This window comes from Micromonospora sp. NPDC005203 (assembly GCF_042872705.1).
Lineage (GTDB): Bacteria > Actinomycetota > Actinomycetes > Mycobacteriales > Micromonosporaceae > Micromonospora.
On the sequence record NZ_JBIAKV010000016.1, the window covers coordinates 114,286 to 132,106 of the forward strand.

General features: G+C 71.5%; 19 protein-coding genes and 1 riboswitch. Of the genes, 7 read left to right on the forward strand and 12 right to left on the reverse strand.

Annotated elements, in window-relative coordinates; genetic code table 11:
- Window positions 1–79: 79 nt before the first annotated feature.
- The gene (locus ACFYPM_RS27850) at window positions 80–865 is read left to right on the forward strand and encodes an alpha/beta fold hydrolase (protein ID WP_387202937.1); all 786 of its coding nucleotides are present in this window, start codon (window positions 80–82) and stop codon (window positions 863–865) included.
- A 65-nt stretch (window positions 866–930) separates the two neighbouring features.
- Here ACFYPM_RS27850 and ACFYPM_RS27855 read toward each other — a convergent pair whose 3' ends face one another.
- From ACFYPM_RS27855 to ACFYPM_RS27865, 3 genes are all read right to left on the reverse strand, one after another.
- Window positions 931–1,899 (reverse strand): hypothetical protein, encoded by a 969-nt coding sequence (locus ACFYPM_RS27855; protein ID WP_387202940.1) that lies wholly within the window; start codon window positions 1,897–1,899, stop codon window positions 931–933.
- A gap of 83 nt (window positions 1,900–1,982) precedes the next feature.
- Window positions 1,983–2,729: a hypothetical protein gene (locus tag ACFYPM_RS27860; protein ID WP_387202943.1), complete on the reverse strand. Its 747-nt coding sequence runs from the start codon at window positions 2,727–2,729 to the stop codon at window positions 1,983–1,985.
- Window positions 2,726–3,031 carry an AAA family ATPase gene (locus ACFYPM_RS27865; RefSeq protein WP_387202946.1) on the reverse strand — a complete coding sequence of 102 codons (306 nt, stop codon included), beginning with the start codon at window positions 3,029–3,031 and terminating at the stop codon, window positions 2,726–2,728. Before ACFYPM_RS27865 ends, ACFYPM_RS27860 begins: the two co-directional genes overlap by 4 nt.
- 14 nt (window positions 3,032–3,045) lie before the next feature.
- On the opposite strand from ACFYPM_RS27865, the gene ACFYPM_RS27870 reads away from it, so the two are divergent.
- Window positions 3,046–4,047, forward strand: a complete 1,002-nt coding sequence (locus ACFYPM_RS27870; RefSeq protein ID WP_387202949.1) for a tyrosine-type recombinase/integrase — start codon at window positions 3,046–3,048, stop codon at window positions 4,045–4,047.
- Window positions 4,048–4,056: 9 nt separating this feature from the next.
- Here ACFYPM_RS27870 and ACFYPM_RS27875 read toward each other — a convergent pair whose 3' ends face one another.
- Window positions 4,057–4,857: an alpha/beta hydrolase gene (locus ACFYPM_RS27875; RefSeq protein WP_387202952.1), complete on the reverse strand. Its 801-nt coding sequence runs from the start codon at window positions 4,855–4,857 to the stop codon at window positions 4,057–4,059.
- Window positions 4,858–4,919: 62 nt separating this feature from the next.
- Window positions 4,920–5,699 (reverse strand): endonuclease/exonuclease/phosphatase family protein, encoded by a 780-nt coding sequence (locus ACFYPM_RS27880; protein ID WP_387202955.1) that lies wholly within the window; start codon window positions 5,697–5,699, stop codon window positions 4,920–4,922.
- A gap of 184 nt (window positions 5,700–5,883) precedes the next feature.
- Between ACFYPM_RS27880 and ACFYPM_RS27885 the strand changes: the two genes are divergently transcribed.
- On the forward strand, window positions 5,884–6,657 hold the full coding sequence (locus ACFYPM_RS27885) for a sulfite exporter TauE/SafE family protein (protein WP_387202958.1): 774 nt from the start codon (window positions 5,884–5,886) through the stop codon (window positions 6,655–6,657).
- Window positions 6,642–7,439, forward strand: coding sequence for a GNAT family N-acetyltransferase (locus ACFYPM_RS27890; RefSeq protein WP_387202961.1), 798 nt, complete (start codon window positions 6,642–6,644; stop codon window positions 7,437–7,439). Before ACFYPM_RS27885 ends, ACFYPM_RS27890 begins: the two co-directional genes overlap by 16 nt.
- A 5-nt stretch (window positions 7,440–7,444) precedes the next feature.
- Here the strand turns inward: ACFYPM_RS27890 and ACFYPM_RS27895 are convergent, their stop codons facing one another.
- Together ACFYPM_RS27895 and ACFYPM_RS27900 are read right to left on the reverse strand one after the other, a co-directional pair.
- Complete coding sequence (locus ACFYPM_RS27895; RefSeq protein WP_357572990.1) at window positions 7,445–7,954, reverse strand: peptide deformylase; 510 nt, start codon at window positions 7,952–7,954, stop codon at window positions 7,445–7,447.
- A 10-nt stretch (window positions 7,955–7,964) separates the two neighbouring features.
- Window positions 7,965–9,257, reverse strand: coding sequence for a chorismate-binding protein (locus ACFYPM_RS27900; protein WP_387202964.1), 1,293 nt, complete (start codon window positions 9,255–9,257; stop codon window positions 7,965–7,967).
- A 123-nt stretch (window positions 9,258–9,380) separates the two neighbouring features.
- On the opposite strand from ACFYPM_RS27900, the gene ACFYPM_RS27905 reads away from it, so the two are divergent.
- A complete protein-coding gene (locus ACFYPM_RS27905) occupies window positions 9,381–9,581 on the forward strand; it encodes a DUF5999 family protein (protein ID WP_007460326.1) in 201 nt (66 codons plus the stop codon).
- Between the two features lie 150 nt (window positions 9,582–9,731).
- On the opposite strand, the gene gcvP is transcribed toward ACFYPM_RS27905, so the two are convergent.
- The 3 genes from gcvP to ACFYPM_RS27920 form a co-directional block, all read right to left on the reverse strand.
- Window positions 9,732–12,554, reverse strand: a complete 2,823-nt coding sequence (gcvP, locus tag ACFYPM_RS27910; protein ID WP_387202967.1) for an aminomethyl-transferring glycine dehydrogenase — start codon at window positions 12,552–12,554, stop codon at window positions 9,732–9,734.
- A 72-nt stretch (window positions 12,555–12,626) separates the two neighbouring features.
- Window positions 12,627–12,725: riboswitch (glycine riboswitch) on the reverse strand.
- 59 nt (window positions 12,726–12,784) lie between these two features.
- A complete protein-coding gene (locus ACFYPM_RS27915; RefSeq protein ID WP_387202970.1) occupies window positions 12,785–13,633 on the reverse strand; it encodes an NAD-dependent protein deacetylase in 849 nt (282 codons plus the stop codon).
- Between the two features lie 109 nt (window positions 13,634–13,742).
- Window positions 13,743–14,810, reverse strand: coding sequence for a MerR family transcriptional regulator (locus tag ACFYPM_RS27920; protein WP_387203046.1), 1,068 nt, complete (start codon window positions 14,808–14,810; stop codon window positions 13,743–13,745).
- Between the two features lie 144 nt (window positions 14,811–14,954).
- Between ACFYPM_RS27920 and ACFYPM_RS27925 the strand changes: the two genes are divergently transcribed.
- Together ACFYPM_RS27925 and ACFYPM_RS27930 are read left to right on the forward strand one after the other, a co-directional pair.
- Window positions 14,955–15,611 carry an NAD(P)H-binding protein gene (locus ACFYPM_RS27925; protein ID WP_387202973.1) on the forward strand — a complete coding sequence of 219 codons (657 nt, stop codon included), beginning with the start codon at window positions 14,955–14,957 and terminating at the stop codon, window positions 15,609–15,611.
- A gap of 24 nt (window positions 15,612–15,635) precedes the next feature.
- Window positions 15,636–15,914 carry a DUF1905 domain-containing protein gene (locus ACFYPM_RS27930; RefSeq protein ID WP_387202976.1) on the forward strand — a complete coding sequence of 93 codons (279 nt, stop codon included), beginning with the start codon at window positions 15,636–15,638 and terminating at the stop codon, window positions 15,912–15,914.
- A 33-nt stretch (window positions 15,915–15,947) separates the two neighbouring features.
- On the opposite strand, the gene ACFYPM_RS27935 is transcribed toward ACFYPM_RS27930, so the two are convergent.
- Both ACFYPM_RS27935 and ACFYPM_RS27940 read right to left on the reverse strand, forming a co-directional pair.
- Window positions 15,948–16,643 (reverse strand): cell division protein DivIVA, encoded by a 696-nt coding sequence (locus ACFYPM_RS27935; RefSeq protein WP_357249191.1) that lies wholly within the window; start codon window positions 16,641–16,643, stop codon window positions 15,948–15,950.
- Complete coding sequence (locus ACFYPM_RS27940; RefSeq protein ID WP_387202980.1) at window positions 16,640–17,821, reverse strand: globin domain-containing protein; 1,182 nt, start codon at window positions 17,819–17,821, stop codon at window positions 16,640–16,642. Before ACFYPM_RS27940 ends, ACFYPM_RS27935 begins: the two co-directional genes overlap by 4 nt.

Below are 17,821 nucleotides of genomic sequence, written 5' to 3' on the forward strand. Positions count from 1 at the left end.
ACCGCACCACGCCCACGCACACCCGTTTGTAGGCTGGGGCCGCGTCTCCTGCCCACCACCTCACGCGAGGACTGCTGCCATGAACCTGGCGTACGACCGATCACCGGGCACCGGCCCGGACGTGGTGTGCCTGCCCATGTTCAGCATGACCCGCGCCGCCATGGCCACTGCCTTCGGCCCCGCCCTCGCGGGCGCCGACCTGCGGGAGACCTACCTCGACCTGCCCGGCCACGGAGACACCCCCGCGACCTGCGCACCCACATCCCAGGCGGTGCTGGACAGCGTGTGCGCATGGCTCGACGACCACGTCGAGGCACCGGTCCTGCTGGCCGGCGCCTCCTACGGCGCGTACCTGGCCGCCGGCATCGCCCGGCAACGACCCGACCTCGTTCGCGGCCTGCTCCTCGTCTGTCCCGGTGTCACCATCGCCCGCGACACGCGGACCCTGCCTGACTTGCCACCGCTCGACGCGCCCACGGGCTGGCTCGACGCCGCACCCGCCGCCCTGCGCGAGCACCTGGACTCAGCCCTGGGCCAGCGCACCCCGACCGTCGTCGCGACAGTGATCGCGGCACTGGACTCCGGCGGCCCCGGCGACGAAACGTTCCTGCAGAAACTGCAGTCCGGTCCCGACTACGCGCTGCCCGACGAGACCGCGGAGGTCGTCTTCGACGGCCCGGTCACCGTGCTCGCCGGCCGCCAGGACCGTGTCGTCGGCTACGCCGACCAGTTCCACGCCATGCGCAACTACCCGCGTGGCACCTACACCGTGGTCGACGACGCCGGACACTACCTGCCGTACGAGCAGCCCTCGGTACTGCGATCGCACGCCCAGGAGTGGCTGCGTCGCCAGCTCATTCGATAATGCACATTATGTAAAGTGGACCAGGTTGAGGGTCCCCTGGGGTGCTCGGCTAGCCACCCTGGGCATCAGGAGGCCAACAGGTCGAAGTGCATACCCGCGAGGAAGAGGAACAGCGCCGCCCAACGGAACGCGTGTCCCGGCCGGGCAATGCCGATCACCGTGGCACAGCGACGCAAGATCCGGGCGCAGCCGGAGCGCCAGGCCGCCAGCAGGGACCCGCTGAGACGCCAATCGCCCATCGGCGATACGCCGAGGGGGACGCTCACGAGCAAGACGACGAGCATGATGGGTACGGATATCCATCCACTGAGCGTCGTGGCGAGCAGGGCCGTGATCACGGCTGCGTTGACAGCCATCGCTGCCACCAACCCGATGAGTCCGAAAGTGGTGCTGCGCGCCTGAAACTGGTGGGCAACCTCGCCCGACCATCGCCGCTCACCTGGACCGAGATGCTCGCCAAGGAAGCTGTCGATGCGATTGCGGACGTGCCACTGGAGGTGCGCGCCGCGCCAACCTCCCGTGGCGGCTTCGGCATGCACCCTGCGCAGAAGTTCGGCAACGTCGACTGTGCCGAGCAGGTCCGCCGTCTCCTCGGAAACGGTGACGCTGGGCGTGGCTCGTAGCGACGAGGTGTCGAGAGTCTTGCCTCCTCGAGCCGCCAGGTATCTCTGGTCCACGATGCACCTGGCGAGCTCTTCACGAACGCCGAACATCTTGGCGCGGTGCCTTTCTAGTGGTGCCCGGCGATCGAGATCGCGTCCTCTGCGGTCGAGTTGGGCCGCAGATCGCCCCAGCCGCTCCAGATCGATCAGGTCGAGTATCACGACGAGTCCAGCCACGAGCTGGACGCCCTTGCCCACGCGACTCCAGCGCAGCATCGGCCACCACCACAGCCGCATGTCCATGGTGGACTCGCCCGACCACCAGGCTGCCCATACCGCGCCGAGACTCGTGGTGACCAGCGACACGACGTAGGTCAGGATGAGGAGGAGAAATCCGGCCCACACCAGCTTCCGGCGAGAGGTAGCGGCCACCCGGTCATGGTAGCGAGATGCCGCACCACGACTGCCCCTCGAAGACACCGCTACGAGGTGGAACCGTGTCCGCTGCGCCGTCTCTAGTCGCGGGTCCGACCCGGCGGGCAGGCGTCCTCATCGGGTCGGACGAGGCGCGCGTTGACCAGCGGACTGCGGCGCAGGCCCGCGAGCACGGGCGCGCTGGCACCGACGTCGGTCCAGGTGTCGTCCCAGAGGGCGGAGACGAGCCAGGAGCGATCCGTCGGAAAGAAGAGGTCGGGCAGCGCTCCGTCACCGCGCAGGTGACCGGTCCGCCAGGTGAGCGCCTGCTCGGGTCCGGCTTCGACAAGCACGTAGGACCAGCCTCCATAGAGGGAGACCTTCGCCGCGTACGGGAAGACGATGTCGTGGGCGCCGGTGTCGAGGTAGCCCAGCCACCAGGGCTGGTCCGGGGTGGCCGCGGCCAGTGCACGGACCACGGCGTGTTCGTGGGTCTGCAGGCTGACGCCGTCGGGCGGATGGAACGTGGCGTACGCGTCGAAGACCGGCGGGATCGCCGCGGTGACCGCGAGCCCTGGTGTGGTGTGGCCGGCGATCCAGCCGACGTCGCTGGCCGTGCCGATCCGCCAGGTCCGCCCGTCGCTGCTGCGCACGGAGTCCACGCTTGTCGCCGGGCCGCGACCGTCGTGACCGTCGGAGACGGCGCCCGGCACCGCTGCTGGATCCCCGTCGGCCCGCCACTCGTGCCGCTGCGGGCAGGCCCGCTCGGTGTGGTCGTCGCGCTCGGTGTAGGTGATCGGCAGGCGGGGCTGACCGCAGGTGGGGCAGTTCGCGCCTGGCGACGTCACGTCGGCCACGATACGTGCCTCTCGATCACCGCGACCCGCTTCCACAGCGGTCCGGCCGGCACGTCCACCGGATGGTGTCCGTACTCTTCGTACACCTGTCTGTGCACGCGCGCGAAGGCCAGCGATTCGGCGTAGCTGATCTGGCGTGCGGGTGTGTGTCGGATGAGGCCCAGCGGGCTGATCATGAACACCAGCCGCTGGTAGCTCCGCAGCCGCGTGATCCGGTCGAGTTCGGTTCGCAGCGGTGACGCCCCCGGGCATCGCTCCCCCTCCTCCCCTCTTCTCGGTAACACGAAAATCATGCATAATATCCCTTATGCATGACAAAAAGGACGAATCGCTCGGGGTGCTGATCGAGGAGTTCCTGACCGCCCGAGCCACCCGCAAGCCCTCCCCCCACACCCTGGCGGCCTACCGGCGTGACCTGCACACGGTGGGCGAGCTGATCGCCGGGGACGCTGCCACTCCCCTCCCCCTGACCGACCTGTCGATCACCGACCTCTCCCCCCGGGTGATGCGGGCGGCCTTCGCGCGGTTCGCCGCTCCCCGGGCGGCCGCGTCGGTGCACCGCGCCTGGTCCACCTGGAACAGTTTCTTCACGTTCCTGGTGGCCGAGGGGCTGCTGGCGGGCAACCCGATGCCGGCGGTCGGGCGGCCTCGGGCGCTACTCCCCCAGCCCAAGCCGCTGCGGGGCACGGACACCCCCGAGGTGCTGCTCGCGTCGGTCGCCCGCGACGACGGTCGGCAGCGCGACCCGTGGCCGGAGCGCGACGTGGCGGTGCTGGCCGTGGCGTTGTGCGCCGGGCTGCGCCTGTCGGAGTTGCTGGCGCTGCGGGTCGGGTCGCTGGCGGGTCGGCCGGGCGAGCGGCGTATCGAGGTGGCGGGCAAGGGTGGGCGGCCGCGGGTGGTGCCGATCGAGGCCGATCTGGACCGGGTGGTGGCCGACTACCTGGACAGTCGGCGGCGGCGTTTCGGGGGGCGGTCGGTGCGCCCCGACTCGGCGTTGCTGGTGGATCGTCACGGTGAGCCGCTGCGTCGTGGGGGGCTGCAGTATCTGGTGGAGTCGTGTTATCGGCGGGCGGGTATCGGGGACCGGGTGCCGCGGGGGGCGCGGTTGCACGCGTTGCGGCACACGTTCGCGACCCGGCTGGCGGAGGACGGGGCGAGCGCCGCGGAGATCATGCGGTTGTTGGGGCACGCGTCGTTGGCGTCGTCGCAGACGTACATCGAGGTGACGGCCGGGCAGCAGCGTGACGCGGTGCGGGCCAACCGCACCAATCGGGTGTTGGCGTCGTTGGTGGCGGTGGACCGGGGTTGAGCGCGCCGGTCAGCGGGCGTGTCGTAGCGCCCAGTCGAGGGCGTGGTCGGCGATCTGCTCCCAGCCGTGCTGCGCGGGCAGCAGGTGGGCGTATCCCTCGAAGAGTTCGACCTCGGTGATGGTGTCGCCCTGGTAGTGCGCGGCGTTGGCGTGTTGCACGCTGGGCGGCATGATGTGGTCTTCGGAGCCGGAGATGAACAGCAGTGGGGCGCGCCGCTGGTTGTGGTAGTCGACGGCGATGTCCTGGGGGCCGGGCAGCAGGTTTGCCAGGACGCCGTCCCAGAGGATGCCGCCGGCGGCGGGGATGGCGTAGCGCTCGTAGAGGGCCCGGGCGGTGCGCTCGTCGAAGGTGTTGGTGAACGCGTAGTTCCACTGGTCGAAGGTGAAGCCGACGGCGCGGTGCCGGTTGGCGGGGTTGCGGAGCACCGGGAAGGTGGAGCGCAGCTGCGAGAGGGGGGTCACCGTGACGCCTTCGGTGGGTGCGGAGTTGAGCACGACCGCCGAGGCGCCGTAGCCGCGGTCGAGGAGCACCTGGGTGAACGCTCCGCCGGCGGAGTGGCCGATGATGATCGGTGGCGTGGGCAGTGCGTCGAGCACCGCGCACAGGTGGGCGATGATCTGCGGCGCGGTGAGTGTCTCCAGGGGGCTCGGGTCGGCGTTGATCGCCTCGACCTCGGCTTCCAACCCGGGGTAGGTGGGCGTGAGGACCCGTAGGCCCTTGTCCTGGTAGTGGGTGACCCAGTGTTCCCAGCTGCGGGGGGTGACCCAGAACCCGTGGATGAGCACGATGGTGTCGGGCGTGTCGCTCATGGTCAGCTCCGTGGCGGCGGTGGTTTCCAACCTACGCACTGTCGGGCGGGTGGCTGGCGGGTTCAGCCGAGGTCGACGAGCAGGGGTCGGTGGTCGGAGATGGTGGACTCCGGTGTGGTGACGGCGCGTACCGGTGGGAGTTGGTCGAGGGCGTGCCGGTCGGCGAGGACGTGGTCGAGTTGGACGCGGGGTTGCCCGGAGGGGTAGGTGGGGCGGCGGCCCAGGGGGTGCCAGCCGGAGATGAGCCGGGCCGCGCCGGCGGGCAGGTTGAGGTCGCCGAGCAGGACGCGGGGGCCGGGTAGGGCGCGCAGGGCGCGCACGGTCTGGCGCAGTTGGCGGGCGTTCCAGCCGGGTACGAAGGACAGGTGAGTCGCGGCGACGGTGAGGGGGCCGTGGGGGGTGTCCAGGACGGCGGCGAGCACGACGCGGGGTTCGTCGTGGAGGAGGATTAGGCCGCCGCGGGGGCCGGGCACGTAGACCGGGGAGCGTACGGGGGCGGGTTTGAGGCGGGTGATGTGCCAGCTGCGGACGGGGTGGCGGCTGATCAGGCCGATGCCGTAGCAGGGTTCGCCGTGTCCGTCGTCCTCGTGGCGCAGGGGTCGGAAGTGTTCGCCGGGGGTGCCGACGACGGCGGCGGCGAAGCGGTGCTGCGGTGCGTCGAGGGCGTGGGCGGCGATGGTGGTGAGGTCGAGTTTGCCGCTGCGGTGTTGGTCGCGGTCGACCTCCTGGAGGGCGAGCACGTCGGCGTCGAGGGCGCCGATGGCGGCGGTGAGGCGGTCGGAGTTGACGAGCCCGTCGGTCAGGGATCGTCCGTGCAGCAGGTTGAAGGTGGCCAGGCGCACCTCTGCACCATACGTGGCCGTGGCATGGTTGCCGGGTGCTGAAGTTGTTGGTGTGTTCTGTGCTGGTGTTCGTGGCGGTTGGCGCGTTGGGGGTGTGGTTGCGGCGTGCCCGGGGTCGCTGACCGGGTGAGGCTTGCCACTCGGGTGGCGTTCGGGGCGGGTGTGGTGGGGAGAATTGCCGCCCGTGGACGCCGTATCGCTGACTACTCTGCTGGCCGCCGCTGCGATGGCCGGGTGGGTCGACGCCGTGGTCGGTGGTGGTGGGTTGTTGCTGCTGCCGGCGTTGCTGGTCGCCGCGCCGGGGTTGCCGTTGGCCACTGCGTTGGGCACGAACAAGTTGGCTGCGATCTTCGGTACGGCCACGGCGGCGGCGACGTACGCGCGGCGGACCGAGGTGGACTGGCGGGTGGTGGCGCCGGCGGCGGGGCTGGCGGTGGTGAGTGCGGGCGTGGGCGCGGCGTTGGCCGGGGCGGTGCCGGCGTCGGCGTACCGGCCGGTGGTGTTGGTCGTGCTGGTGGCGGTGGCGGTGTTCGTGCTGGTGCGTCCCCGGTTGGGGGTGGTGGCGTTGCCGCAGCGGCGGACTCCGGTGCGGGTGGTGGCGGTGATCGCGGTGGCCGGGGTGGGTATCGCGTTGTATGACGGGTTGATCGGTCCGGGTACGGGGACGTTCCTGGTGTTGGCGTTCACCGCGCTCGTCGGCGCGGATTTCGTGCACGGTTCGGCGATGGCGAAGGTCGTCAACGCGGGGACGAATCTGGGTGCGTTGCTGGTGTTCGGGGTGACCGGGCACGTGTGGTGGTTGCTGGGGGCGGCGATGGCGGTGTGCAACATCGCCGGGGCGGTGGTGGGGGCGCGGATGGCGTTGCGTCGTGGTTCGGGGTTCGTGCGGGTGGTGTTGGTGGTGGTGGTGGTGGCGTTGGTCGCGAAGCTGGGTCACGACCAGTGGGTGGCGCGCTGATGGTGGTGCGGGCCGAGCACGACCGTGCGGTGTTGGCGCGGTTGTTGGGGCGTGACCCGGTGTTGCACGCCTACCAGTTGGGTGATCTGGACGATTTTTTCTGGCCGTACATGTCGTGGTTCCGTCGGGGTGAGCAGGTCGCGTTGCTGTATCACGGCGTCGATGTGCCGACGTTGTTGGCGTTCGCCGCGCCGGGGGACGTGGAGGCGCTTGCGGTGTTGCTGGCGGAGTTGGCGCCGGTGCTGCCGGCCCGGCTGTACGCGCACCTGTCCCCCGGGCTGGTCGGTGCGCTGGCCGGGTCGTTCCGGTGGGAGTCCGGTGGCCGGCATTACCGGATGGCGTTGACCGACGAGGCGCGGTTGGACGCGGTGGTCGCGGCGGGTGTGGTGCTCGGCGCGGCTGACCTGCCGCAGGTGCGGGAGTTGTACGCGCTGGCGTATCCCGGCAACTGGTTTGACGAGCGGATGCTGCGGACCGGGCAGTACCTGGGGATCTATGACGGCGGGGCGCTGGTGGCGGTGGCCGGGGTGCACGTGTTCTCGCCGACGTACCGGGTGGCGGCGTTGGGTAACGTCACGACGCATCCGCGGTGGCGGGGGCGGGGGTTGGGCGCGTCGGTGGTGGCGGCGCTGTGTGCGCGTCTGCGGGACAGCGTCGCGCACGTCACGCTCAACGTGAAGGCCGACAATGTGGCGGCGGTGCGCCTGTACGAGCGGGTGGGTTTCGCCCGGGTCGCGGACTACGACGAGTGGACGTTGACGGCTCGGACGGCTGGGCGGTGACCGTTTCAGCCGCGGCGGCTGGGTGAGTCGAAGCGGCCGGCGCGGATCTCGCGCAGGGCGCGGCGGCGGGTGTCGCCGCGCAGGGTGTCGACGTAGAGGGTGCCGCGCAGGTGGTCGGTTTCGTGTTGCAGGGCGCGGGCGAGGAATCCGCTGCCGGCAATGGTGAGTGGTTCGCCGTGTTGGTCGACGCCGTGGGCGGTGGCGTGCAGGGCCCGTACGGTCGGGAAGTACAGGCCGGGGATGGACAGGCAGCCTTCGTCGTCGTCCTGGAGGTCGTCGGAGAGTTCCAGGGTGGGGTTGATGAGGTGGCCGCGGTGCCCGTCGGCGTCGTAGACGAACACCTGGGCGCTGACGCCGATCTGTGGTGCGGCGACGCCGGCGCGGCCGGGGGCGCCGAGGAGGGTGTCCATCAGGTCGGTGACGAGGGCCCGCAGCTCGGCGTCGAAGGTGGTGACCGGTTCGCATCCGGTGCGCAGGACGGGGTCGCCGATGATCCGGATGGGCCGCATGGTCATGGGGGGCAGTTTATCGCCGGTCCGGGTGGGTTCGGTGGCCGGCCAGGGTGGCGCGGATCGGGGCGGTTTTCGCGGCGGCTTCGGCGACCTCGGCGTGCGGGTCGCTGTCCCAGGTGATGCCGCCGCCGGCCCAGGTGTGCAGCAGTTCGGTGTCGGCGGCGGCGGTGCGGATGGTCAGGCCGAGGTCGATGCGGCCGGGGGCGACCCAGCCCAGTGCGCCCATGCTGGCGCCGCGGCCGACGGGTTCGAGGGCGTTGATCTGGGTGAGGGCGGCGTGTTTGGGTGCGCCGGTGACGGAGCCGCCGGGGCAGGTGGCGCGCAGCAGGTCGGCGAGGCCGAGGCCGTCGGCGGCGGTGGCGCGCACTGTCGACTCGGCCTGCCACAGGTCGCACCAGCGGCGTACGGCGAACAGGTCGTCGACGGTGACGGTGCCGGTGCGGGCGATGCGGGCGAGGTCGTTGCGTTCCAGGTCGACGATCATGATGTGTTCGGCGCGTTCTTTGGCGCTGGCGAGCAGTTCGGCGCGGCCGGCGGGGGTGGCCGGGCGGGTGCCTTTGATGGGTCGGGTGATCAGGTGTCCGTCGGTGACCTCGATGAGGGTTTCCGGGGAGGCGCAGCCGATGGCCCAGCCGTCGCCGGTGAGGACGCCGCCGTAGCGGGCGCCGGGGAGCGCGCCGAGGCGTTTCAGGGCGGGTAGGGGGTCGCCGGTGTAGCGGGCGGCGGCGTGTCCGACGAGGTTGGTCTGGTAGACGTCGCCGCGGCCGATGGCGGCGCGGACCGCGTCGACGGCGTCGGCGTGTTGGTGGGGGGTCCAGCTGTCGGTCCATGGGCCGAGCCACCAGGGGGTGGGTGCGGTTGGTGGGGTGGTTCGGGTGGGGCCGTGCTCGTAGACGACGACGGTGAGGTCGGGCAGGGTGGGTGCGGGCTCGGGGGCGGTGGTGGGTGTGCCGGCCAGGTGTGCGCCGGCCGCGGCGGACAGGTAGAGCGCGGCGCCGCAGGCGCTGGTGTGGTGGGTGGGGGTGGGTCGGGTCAGGTCGTGCAGGGGCAGGCCGTGTGCGGCGAGGAATTCCTCGGCGAGGGCGGCGGGGTCGCCGCCGTCGCGGCGGTGCCATTGCAGGCGGGCGCGTTCGGTGAGCGTGTGGCGGCAGGCGGTGGGTGCCGCGGGTGCATCGACCAGTGCAGCCGGGCCGCTGCCCGCGGCCAATGTGGCTGAGCCGCTGCCCGCGGCCAACGTGGCTGAGCCGCTGCCCGCGGCACCAACCTGTGGGAGCGTTTCCACGCCGTATGGTCCGACCTTCCTCATCCGTTCAGTGGATTTCGTGTGCGCCGGGCCGGCACCTGCTCGATGCTGGACACTTTCGCTTGGTACTGTGCGTCACTGGTCATGTGAACCATGACACAGTGCCCCCACAGTCCGGAGACCCTGATGTGCCAGCACCAACCGACCTGCCCCTCCGCTGAAGCCACCGACCGGGAAGCCGCACGGGTCCTCGCCTGCTTCCGTGAGCAGGGCTGGAGCCTGCTCTGCAATGGTGTGATCGTCTTCGAGGACACCGGCGAGTTGCTTCCCGACGGCAGCAGCATCGCACCGCACCGCGGTCCTGCCCGCCACGCCCTCGTGGCCTGATCGACCACCGAGAGTTACCGTTTAGCCGCCGTCGGCCAGGCTAGTCCCCCGGTACGGGACGTCTCCGCCCAGGTCGCAGCGGCTGCCGGGGCAGGCCGTAACCGCCCGCCCCGGCGCGCCGCCGTCAGTCCTCGAACGCCTCCGGCGTTGTCAGTCCTCGAACGCCTCCGGCGACGGGCACGAGCAGACCAGGTTCCGGTCGCCGTACGCGCCGTCGATGCGCCGCACCGGCGGCCAGTACTTCCCGGCCCGGTCCACCCCGGCCGGGTACGCGCCCACCGACCGCGGGTACGCGTGCGCCCAGTCGTCGCCGCTGACCATCGCCGCGGTGTGCGGCGCGTTGGCCAGGGGGTTGTCCCCCGCCGGCCACTGCCCCGACGCGACCTGCTCGATCTCCGCCCGGATCGCGATCATCGCGTCGCAGAACCGGTCCAGCTCGGCCAGGTCCTCGCTCTCGGTCGGCTCCACCATCAGCGTCCCCGCCACCGGGAACGACATGGTGGGCGCGTGGAAGCCGTAGTCGACCAGCCGCTTCGCGACGTCGTCGACGCTCACGCCGGTCGCCTTCGTCAACGGCCGCAGGTCGAGGATGCACTCGTGGGCCACCAGGCCCTTGTTGCCGGCGTACAGCACCGGGAAGTGCCCCCGCAGACGGGCCGCGACGTAGTTCGCCGCGAGGACCGCGACGCCGGTGGCCCGGGTCAGCCCCTGCGCGCCCATCATCCGCAGGTACGCCCACGGGATCGGCAGGATGCCCGCCGACCCGTACTTCGCCGCCGAGATCGCCGGCGTGGAGTCCTCGTGCGCGCCCAGCGGGTCGCCGGGCAGGAACGGCGCCAGGTGCGCGCGCACCGCCACCGGACCCACACCGGGGCCGCCGCCGCCGTGCGGGATGCAGAACGTCTTGTGCAGGTTCAGGTGCGACACGTCCGCGCCGAACTTACCGGGCTTCGCGAACCCGACCAGGGCGTTGAGGTTCGCCCCGTCGACGTACACCTGACCGCCGGCGTCGTGGACCTTCGCGCACAGCGACGCGATGCCCGTCTCGTACACCCCGTGCGTCGACGGGTACGTCACCATGATCGCGGCGAGCGCGTCCCGATGCTTGTCGATCTTCGCGTCCAGGTCGACGAGGTCGACGTTGCCGTCGTCGTCGCAGGCCACCACGACGACCCGCATGCCGGCCATCACCGCCGACGCCGCGTTCGTGCCGTGCGCCGACGACGGGATCAGACACACGTCGCGGTGCGACTCACCGCGCGACGCGTGGTATGAGCGGATCGCCAGCAACCCGGCCAGCTCACCCTGCGACCCGGCGTTGGGTTGCACGCTCACCGCGTCGTAGCCGGTCACCTCGGCCAGCCACGACTCCAACTGGCCGATCATCTCCCGGTACCCGACGGTCTGCGCGTCCGGCGCGAACGGGTGGATGTTCGCGAACTCGGCCCAGCTGACCGGCTCCATCTCGGTGGTGGCGTTCAGCTTCATCGTGCACGACCCGAGCGGGATCATGCCCCGGTCCAGGGCGTAGTCGAAGTCCGACAGGCGCCGCAGGTAGCGCAGCATCGCCGTCTCCGAGTGGTGGCTGCGGAACACCGGGTGGGTGAGGAAGTCGCTGCCGCGCGCCAGGTCGACCGGCAGGGCCCCGTCCCCGTCGCCGTCGAACGCGGGCACCCCGAACGCCTCCCACACCTGCGCCAGGTGCGCGTCGATGGTCGTCTCGTCGCAGGACACCCCCACCCGGTCGGCGTCGACCAGCCGCAGGTTCACCCCACGTTGCGCGGCCGCCGCGACGACCCGCGCCGCGCAGCCCGGCACGGTCGCGGTGACGGTGTCGAAGAACGCGACGTCCGCGACGTCCACACCACCGGCGCGCAGCCCGGCCGCGAGCCGCGCCGCCATGGCATGGGTACGCGTCGCGATGTCGCGCAGCCCGTCCGGGCCGTGGTAGACGGCGTACATGCCGGCCATCACCGCGAGCAGCACCTGCGCGGTGCAGATGTTGCTCGTCGCCTTCTCCCGCCGGATGTGCTGCTCACGGGTCTGCAACGCCAACCGGTACGCCGGGTTGCCGTCTGCGTCGCGGGACACCCCGACCAGGCGCCCGGGCAGCATCCGCTCCAGGCCCGCGCGCACCGCCAGGTAGCCGGCGTGCGGCCCCCCGAAGCCCATCGGTACGCCGAAACGCTGGGTGGTGCCGGCGGCGATGTCCGCGCCGATCTCCCCCGGTGCCCGCAGCAGCGTCAACGCCAACAGGTCCGCCGCCACCGTGACGAGCGCGCCGACAGCGTGCGCGGCCTCGACGAGGCCGCGGTGGTCACGGACCGCCCCGGACGCCCCCGGGTACTGCAGGTGCAGACCGAAGAACTCCGCCGGCACCTCGTCGCGCTCCACGTCGACGACCCGCACCTCGATGCCCAGCGGCTCGGCCCGGCTGGTGATGACCGCGATGGTCTGCGGCAACGCGTCGGCGTCCACGACGTACACCCGGCTCTTGCTCTTGGAGGCTCGCCGCGCCAGCGTCATCGCCTCCGCGGCGGCGGTGCCCTCGTCGAGCATCGACGCGTTCGCGGTGGCCAGACCGGTCAGGTCGCTGACCATGGTCTGGAAGTTCAGCAGCGCCTCCAGGCGGCCCTGACTGATCTCCGGCTGGTACGGCGTGTACGCCGTGTACCAGGCCGGGTCCTCCAGCACGTTACGGCGGATCACCGCCGGGGTGTGCGTGCCGTGGTACCCCAACCCGATCATGGACACGGCGACGGTGTTACGGGCCGCGAGGGCCCGCAGCTCGGCGATCGCCTCGGCCTCGGTGGCCGGATCGGGCAGGTCCAGGGTGCCGTGCCAGCGGATCACCTCGGGGATCGCGGCGTCCATCAGCTCGTCGATCGAGTGGTGCCCGACGACCTCCAACATCCGACGCTCATCGTCGGGGCCGGGACCGATGTGACGGGTGGCGAACTGCTCTACGGTCATAGGGGGGCACTCCCGGGGCGAGGTCGACGTGTCGGCCTCCCCCTCTGTCGCACCCGGGGGCGCTCCACAGTGCCTGCCCACGAGGTCCTTTTGCCTGAGAGGTTCCGGGGAGGATTTGCCCCTTCGGCGCCGCCCTGCGTGCTGTCGGGCGGTCTCTCCCACGTGGGTGTTACCGGCACGGACAACGCTACCAGCGCCGGTGTTTCCGGCAGATGTCTCCCCGGCAGTGCTCAGATGCCGACCGTCGCCGCGTCGCCGGCGACCCGGGCGGCCAGCTCCGGCAGCAACGCGCCCAACGGGGCGTCGACACACACGCTGGCGTGCCCGTCACCCCGGGTCGGACCCTGGTTCACGATCGCCACCGGGATGCCCCGTTTCGCCGCCCGAATCACGAAACGTCGCCCGGACATCACCGTCAACGACGACCCCAGCACCAGCACCGACCGGGCCCGCTCCACGGCCGCGAAGCAGCGCGCCACCCGCTGCGGCGGCACCGTCTCCCCGAAGAACACCACGTCCGGTTTCAGCATCCCGGTGCCGCAGATCGCGCAGTCCACCGTCCGGAACGCCGCCACCTGCTCGTCGGGGAGATCAACGTCACCGTCCGGGTTCACCGCGGCGACCTGGGCCACGAAGTCCGGGTTGGCCTCGCGCAACCGCCGGTCCAACTCCTCCCGGGAGGTCAGGTTGCCGCAGTCCAGGCAGATCACCTCGTCGAGGCGACCATGCAACTCGATCACCGACGTGCTGCCGGCCGCACCGTGCAGACCGTCGACGTTCTGGGTGACCACCGTGTCGACCAGCCCGGCCCGTTGCAACCCGGCGACGGCCCGGTGCCCGGCGTTCGGCGCCGCACCCGCGATCAACCGCCACCCCAGGTGGCTGCGCGCCCAGTAGCGCCGCCGAGCCAGAGGATCCCGGGTGAACGCCTGAAACGTCATCGGGGTGTGCCGCCGCGCCACCCCGCTGGGCCCCCGGTAATCCGGGATGCCCGACTCGGTGGACAGGCCCGCGCCGCTGAGCACCACCACCCCACCAGCGGCCACCAGCGCGCGCACCGCCTCGAAGCTCTCCGTCACCCCTCCATGCTGCCTCACCCCACCCGCCGACGCCGAACCCCCGACCACCCGCGGGCGCCACTGGTCGGAGGTGCGGCGCTGACGCCGACCGAGGGCGGCGGTCGCGGTCCTACCCGGCGACGACGTCGGCGACGACGCAGGCGACGTTGTCCGGCGCCCCCGCGGCCTCAGCCAGACCGATCAGTGCCCGCACCGTCTGCCCGGGACCGGTCGCCGCGCTCAGCGTCGCGCACAGGTCGGCACGATCGACGACGGCGGACAGACCGTCGGAGCACAACAGGTAACGATCACCGGGCAGCGCGGTACGCAACGCGAGATCCGCCTCGACCTGCTGGCCGCCACCGAGGGCACGCACCAGCACGGCCCGCTGCGGATGCGCGGCGGCCTGCTCCCGGTCCAGGTGGCCCTGCTCCACCTGAGCCCGCACCCAGGTGTGATCCTGGGTGAGCAGCGACAACTCACCGCCGCGCAGGAGATACGCCCGGGTGTCCCCCACGTGCACCACGGCCAGGTGGGAGCCACCGAACAGCACCGCGGTCAGCGTGGTGACCGGCTGGTACTCGTCGGTCGCCAACGCGCGCACCGTGCGCTCGGCGTCGGTGACCGCACCAGCGAGCCCCGTCAGCAGATCGTCCGCCGCGACGTCAGCCAGCGCCAACGGTCGCAGCGCGTCGATGGCGGCAGCGCTGGCGGCGGCGCCGCCCGGTCCTCGCATCCCGTCGGCGACGGCCAGCAACCGCCCGCCGGCGTACGCGGCGTCCTCGTTGCTGTCGCGCGCGGCCCCGGCCACACAACCAGCGGCATGACGGACAGCAAAGGTGGGTGTCGCCTCAGACATGGTGGTGCCCCCTTCAGACAGATGGTCCACGAGGACGGCGGCCAGCCGCGCCCGCGCCGCCGTGTCGGCGCTGACCTGCTGCCAGTACGCGGCGACCGCCTCAGCCGCCGCCGCCGGCGCCAAACCAGACACGGCGTGGATCTGCGCCAACGGCATCCCGATGCCGCGCAACTGCGCGATCAGGCGCGCCAACGGCACCTGCTCCGGGTCGTAGAGCCGGTACCCGGACTCGGGATCGACCGCGGCCGGCACCAGCAGCCCCACCTGGTCGTACAGGCGCAGCGCCTTCGGTGTCAGCCTCGCCGCCCGCGCGAACGCCCCGATGGTCAACAACTCCACGACGGCATCCTCCTCGTACCGGTCACCGTGACCGGCACGCACCACACTCAGGGTTACCCAAAGGTCAAGGTCAACCTCCGCCGGCCAGGACACCACCCCGTCGGCTCCCGGTTCCGCCACCACCACCGCCGGTACGTTGGACCCATGCGCGTCGTCATCGCCGGAGGCAACGGCAGGATCGCCCTCCTGGTCCAGCGTCACCTCACCGGGCGCGGCGACACCGCCGTCGGCCTGATCCGCAACCCCCAGCAGGCCGCGACGCTGCGCGCCGCTGGCGCCACCCCCGTCGTCTGCGACCTGGAACACGCCGACGTCACCGAGGTCGCCGCGCACCTGCACACCGCCGACGCGGTGATCTTCGCCGCGGGCGCCGGACCCGGCAGCGGCGCCGCCCGCAAGGACACCGTCGACCGGGCCGCCGCCGCGCTCCTCGCCGACGCCGCCACCCGCGCCGGTGTCCGCCGCTACCTGCTCGTCTCCTCCATGGGCGTGGACGACCCACCCACACCCGACACCGACGACGTGTGGGCGGCGTACCTGCGCGCCAAACGCGCCGCCGAGGACGACCTGCGGGGCCGCGACCTGGCCTGGACGGTGCTGCGACCCGGCCGGCTCACCGACGACCATCCCACCGCACGGGTCACCCTCACCCCACACACCGGGCGGGGCGCGATCAGCCGCGCCGACGTCGCCCACGTCCTCGTCGCCCTGCTCGACGCACCAGCCACCGCCGGTGCGACCCTGGAACTCGTCAGCGGACCCACCCCGATCGCCGACGCCAACCGCGCCGCCACCACCTGAACGCCCGCCCCCCGGAGGACAGCAATGGACCCGCAACCACTCGATCACCACTTCACCGCGCCCATCGAGAAAGACGGCGCGTTCGCCACCTACGTGACCGTTCCCGACTCCGCGCAGCTGCTCGGCACCCGCCGCGCCGTCAAGGTCACCGGCACCATCGACGGCCACCCGTTCAGCGCCACCCTCATGCCCTCCGGCGCCGGCCCGCACTGGCTGCCCATCCGCGCCGCCCTGTGCAAGGCCATCGGCAAAAGCGATGCCGGCACCGAGGTCACCTTCCACCTCGCACAACGCCTCAGCTGAGCACCGGGTGGGGTCGCACCCCACCCGGTGCGCTCACCGCTGGTGGTGACGCGGCAACGCCGACTGACCCACCACACCGCCGACGAACGGCGCCCCCGGCGTCTCCGCCGCGATCCGATCCATCGTCCGCGCCAACTGCTCACTGCCATCATCGAGATGCCGCGCCGCCGCCTGCATGTGCGACACCATCATCTCCCCGAAGATCCGCAACGCCTCCCGGGTGGCCACCGTGTCGTCGAAGCTCGACCCCGCCGCGCTGCGATACTCCGCCACCGCCCGCTCCGCCTCCTGCTTCGCCTCCGCCTCCGCCGCGTGCAGGTAACTCTCATACTGCACCCGGGCGTACTCGGCGACCCGCCGCGCATAGTCGTGCGCCTGCGCGATGATCTGCTCCGCCTCCCGCTGCGCCGCGGACAGCAGATTCACCTCCCGCGCCGCCGGGGCCTTCCCCGCCGCCCCCGTGCTCGGGATCACCCCGTGCCGGTGCAGCTCCACCCGGTCGGTCAGCCGCTCGTTCTCCGCCCGCAACGTCGCGATCTGCGTCGCCAACACGTCCAACTCGTCGGCGATCTGCATCCGGAACCGGTCCACGTCGGCGTTGTCGTAACCACGCCGCGCGAACGACGCCGCCCCGAACTGCCACCGCCGCACCCGATCGGCGGTCATCCGCACCTGCACCGCGCCGGACACCTGCATCCCGTCGTACCGGCTGATCGGGGTCGCGCTCACCTGTGCCCACCTCCCGAAACGTCACCGACCGGCGACTGCTGCACCGCCGTACGCCACGCCGGGCCGTACCACTGCTCACCCAGGCCCTCGTGGTGCACCTGACCCGGGTGGAAACCCGCCTGCAGCAACGCCCGCACCGCGTACGACACCATCTCGTCCGACCCACACACGAACACGTGCCGGGAACGCCAGTCACCGTCGGCCAACGCCCGATCCACCGCGTGCGCGAACTCCCCGGGCCGGCTCACGTCGGCACCCACCACATAGGTGACCGTCAACCACGGACACGACGACGCCAACTTGTCGATCGCCTCACTGTCGTACAGCTCACTGCGGGAACGGGCCCCCACGTACAGGTCCACCCGCCGACGCGAACCCTCCGCCGCCACCTGCTCCACAAGCGCCTTCACCGGCGCCCAACCGGTCCCCGCGACCAGCAGCAACAGATCACTGGAGCCCGCCGACCACAAGCCCAGCCGCTCCCCGACCGGCGCCGCCAGGTGGACCCGATCCCCCACCGCCGACCCGTAGACCAGCCGCGACGACACCGCGCCACCCGGCGCCGCCCGCACATGCAACTCCAGGGTGCCATCCACCCGCGGCGCGTTCGCCGGCGAGTAGTACCGCCACGAACGCACCGACGGATGCGACACCCCGATCGACTGACCCGGAGTGAACGGCAGCAGATACTGCGGACGCACCGTCAACACCGCCACGTCGAACGCCCGCCGCTCATGCGCCACGATCTCCGCCACCCACCACGGCGGGTTCACCGCCTCGGCGGCCTGAGCGGCCTCCACCATCACCTGCGCCACCAACCCGTACGCGGCAGCCCAGTCCGCAGCCAACTCGTCGGTCCACTGCTCGGCGAGGAAATGCTGCAACGTCGCCAACAGCGCCTCACCGACAGCCGGGTAGTGCTCCGCGCGGACCGCGAACTTGCGGTGGTCGGCACCCAGGTCCTGCAGGAAACCCACCAACCGGTCCACCTGATCCACGTTGGACACGATGTGGCCCAACGCGGTCACCAGGCGGTCCCGCTGACCGGCCATGTTCGTGGGGAACATCTGCCGCGTCTCAGGATGCGCGAGGAACAACGTCGAATAGAAATAGAGCGGCACCTGATCGCCGTGCTCGGCGACCACCGACCAGCTCTGCTTGAGTTGGGCAGCGTCCAC

What these genes read in the sequence shown, in the direction of transcription:
- gcvP (WP_387202967.1), bottom strand. Translation starts at nt 12,554, where the DNA reads ATGACCGTAGAGCAGTTCGCCACCCGTCACATCGGTCCCGGCCCCGAC.
- ACFYPM_RS27900 (WP_387202964.1), bottom strand. Translation starts at nt 9,257, where the DNA reads ATGAGGAAGGTCGGACCATACGGCGTGGAAACGCTCCCACAGGTTGGT.
- ACFYPM_RS27925 (WP_387202973.1), top strand. Translation starts at nt 14,955, where the DNA reads ATGCGCGTCGTCATCGCCGGAGGCAACGGCAGGATCGCCCTCCTGGTC.
- ACFYPM_RS27895 (WP_357572990.1), bottom strand. Translation starts at nt 7,954, where the DNA reads ATGACCATGCGGCCCATCCGGATCATCGGCGACCCCGTCCTGCGCACC.
- ACFYPM_RS27870 (WP_387202949.1), top strand. Translation starts at nt 3,046, where the DNA reads ATGCATGACAAAAAGGACGAATCGCTCGGGGTGCTGATCGAGGAGTTC.
- ACFYPM_RS27905 (WP_007460326.1), top strand. Translation starts at nt 9,381, where the DNA reads ATGTGCCAGCACCAACCGACCTGCCCCTCCGCTGAAGCCACCGACCGG.
- ACFYPM_RS27875 (WP_387202952.1), bottom strand. Translation starts at nt 4,857, where the DNA reads ATGAGCGACACGCCCGACACCATCGTGCTCATCCACGGGTTCTGGGTC.
- ACFYPM_RS27865 (WP_387202946.1), bottom strand. Translation starts at nt 3,031, where the DNA reads ATGATTTTCGTGTTACCGAGAAGAGGGGAGGAGGGGGAGCGATGCCCG.
- ACFYPM_RS27930 (WP_387202976.1), top strand. Translation starts at nt 15,636, where the DNA reads ATGGACCCGCAACCACTCGATCACCACTTCACCGCGCCCATCGAGAAA.
- ACFYPM_RS27850 (WP_387202937.1), top strand. Translation starts at nt 80, where the DNA reads ATGAACCTGGCGTACGACCGATCACCGGGCACCGGCCCGGACGTGGTG.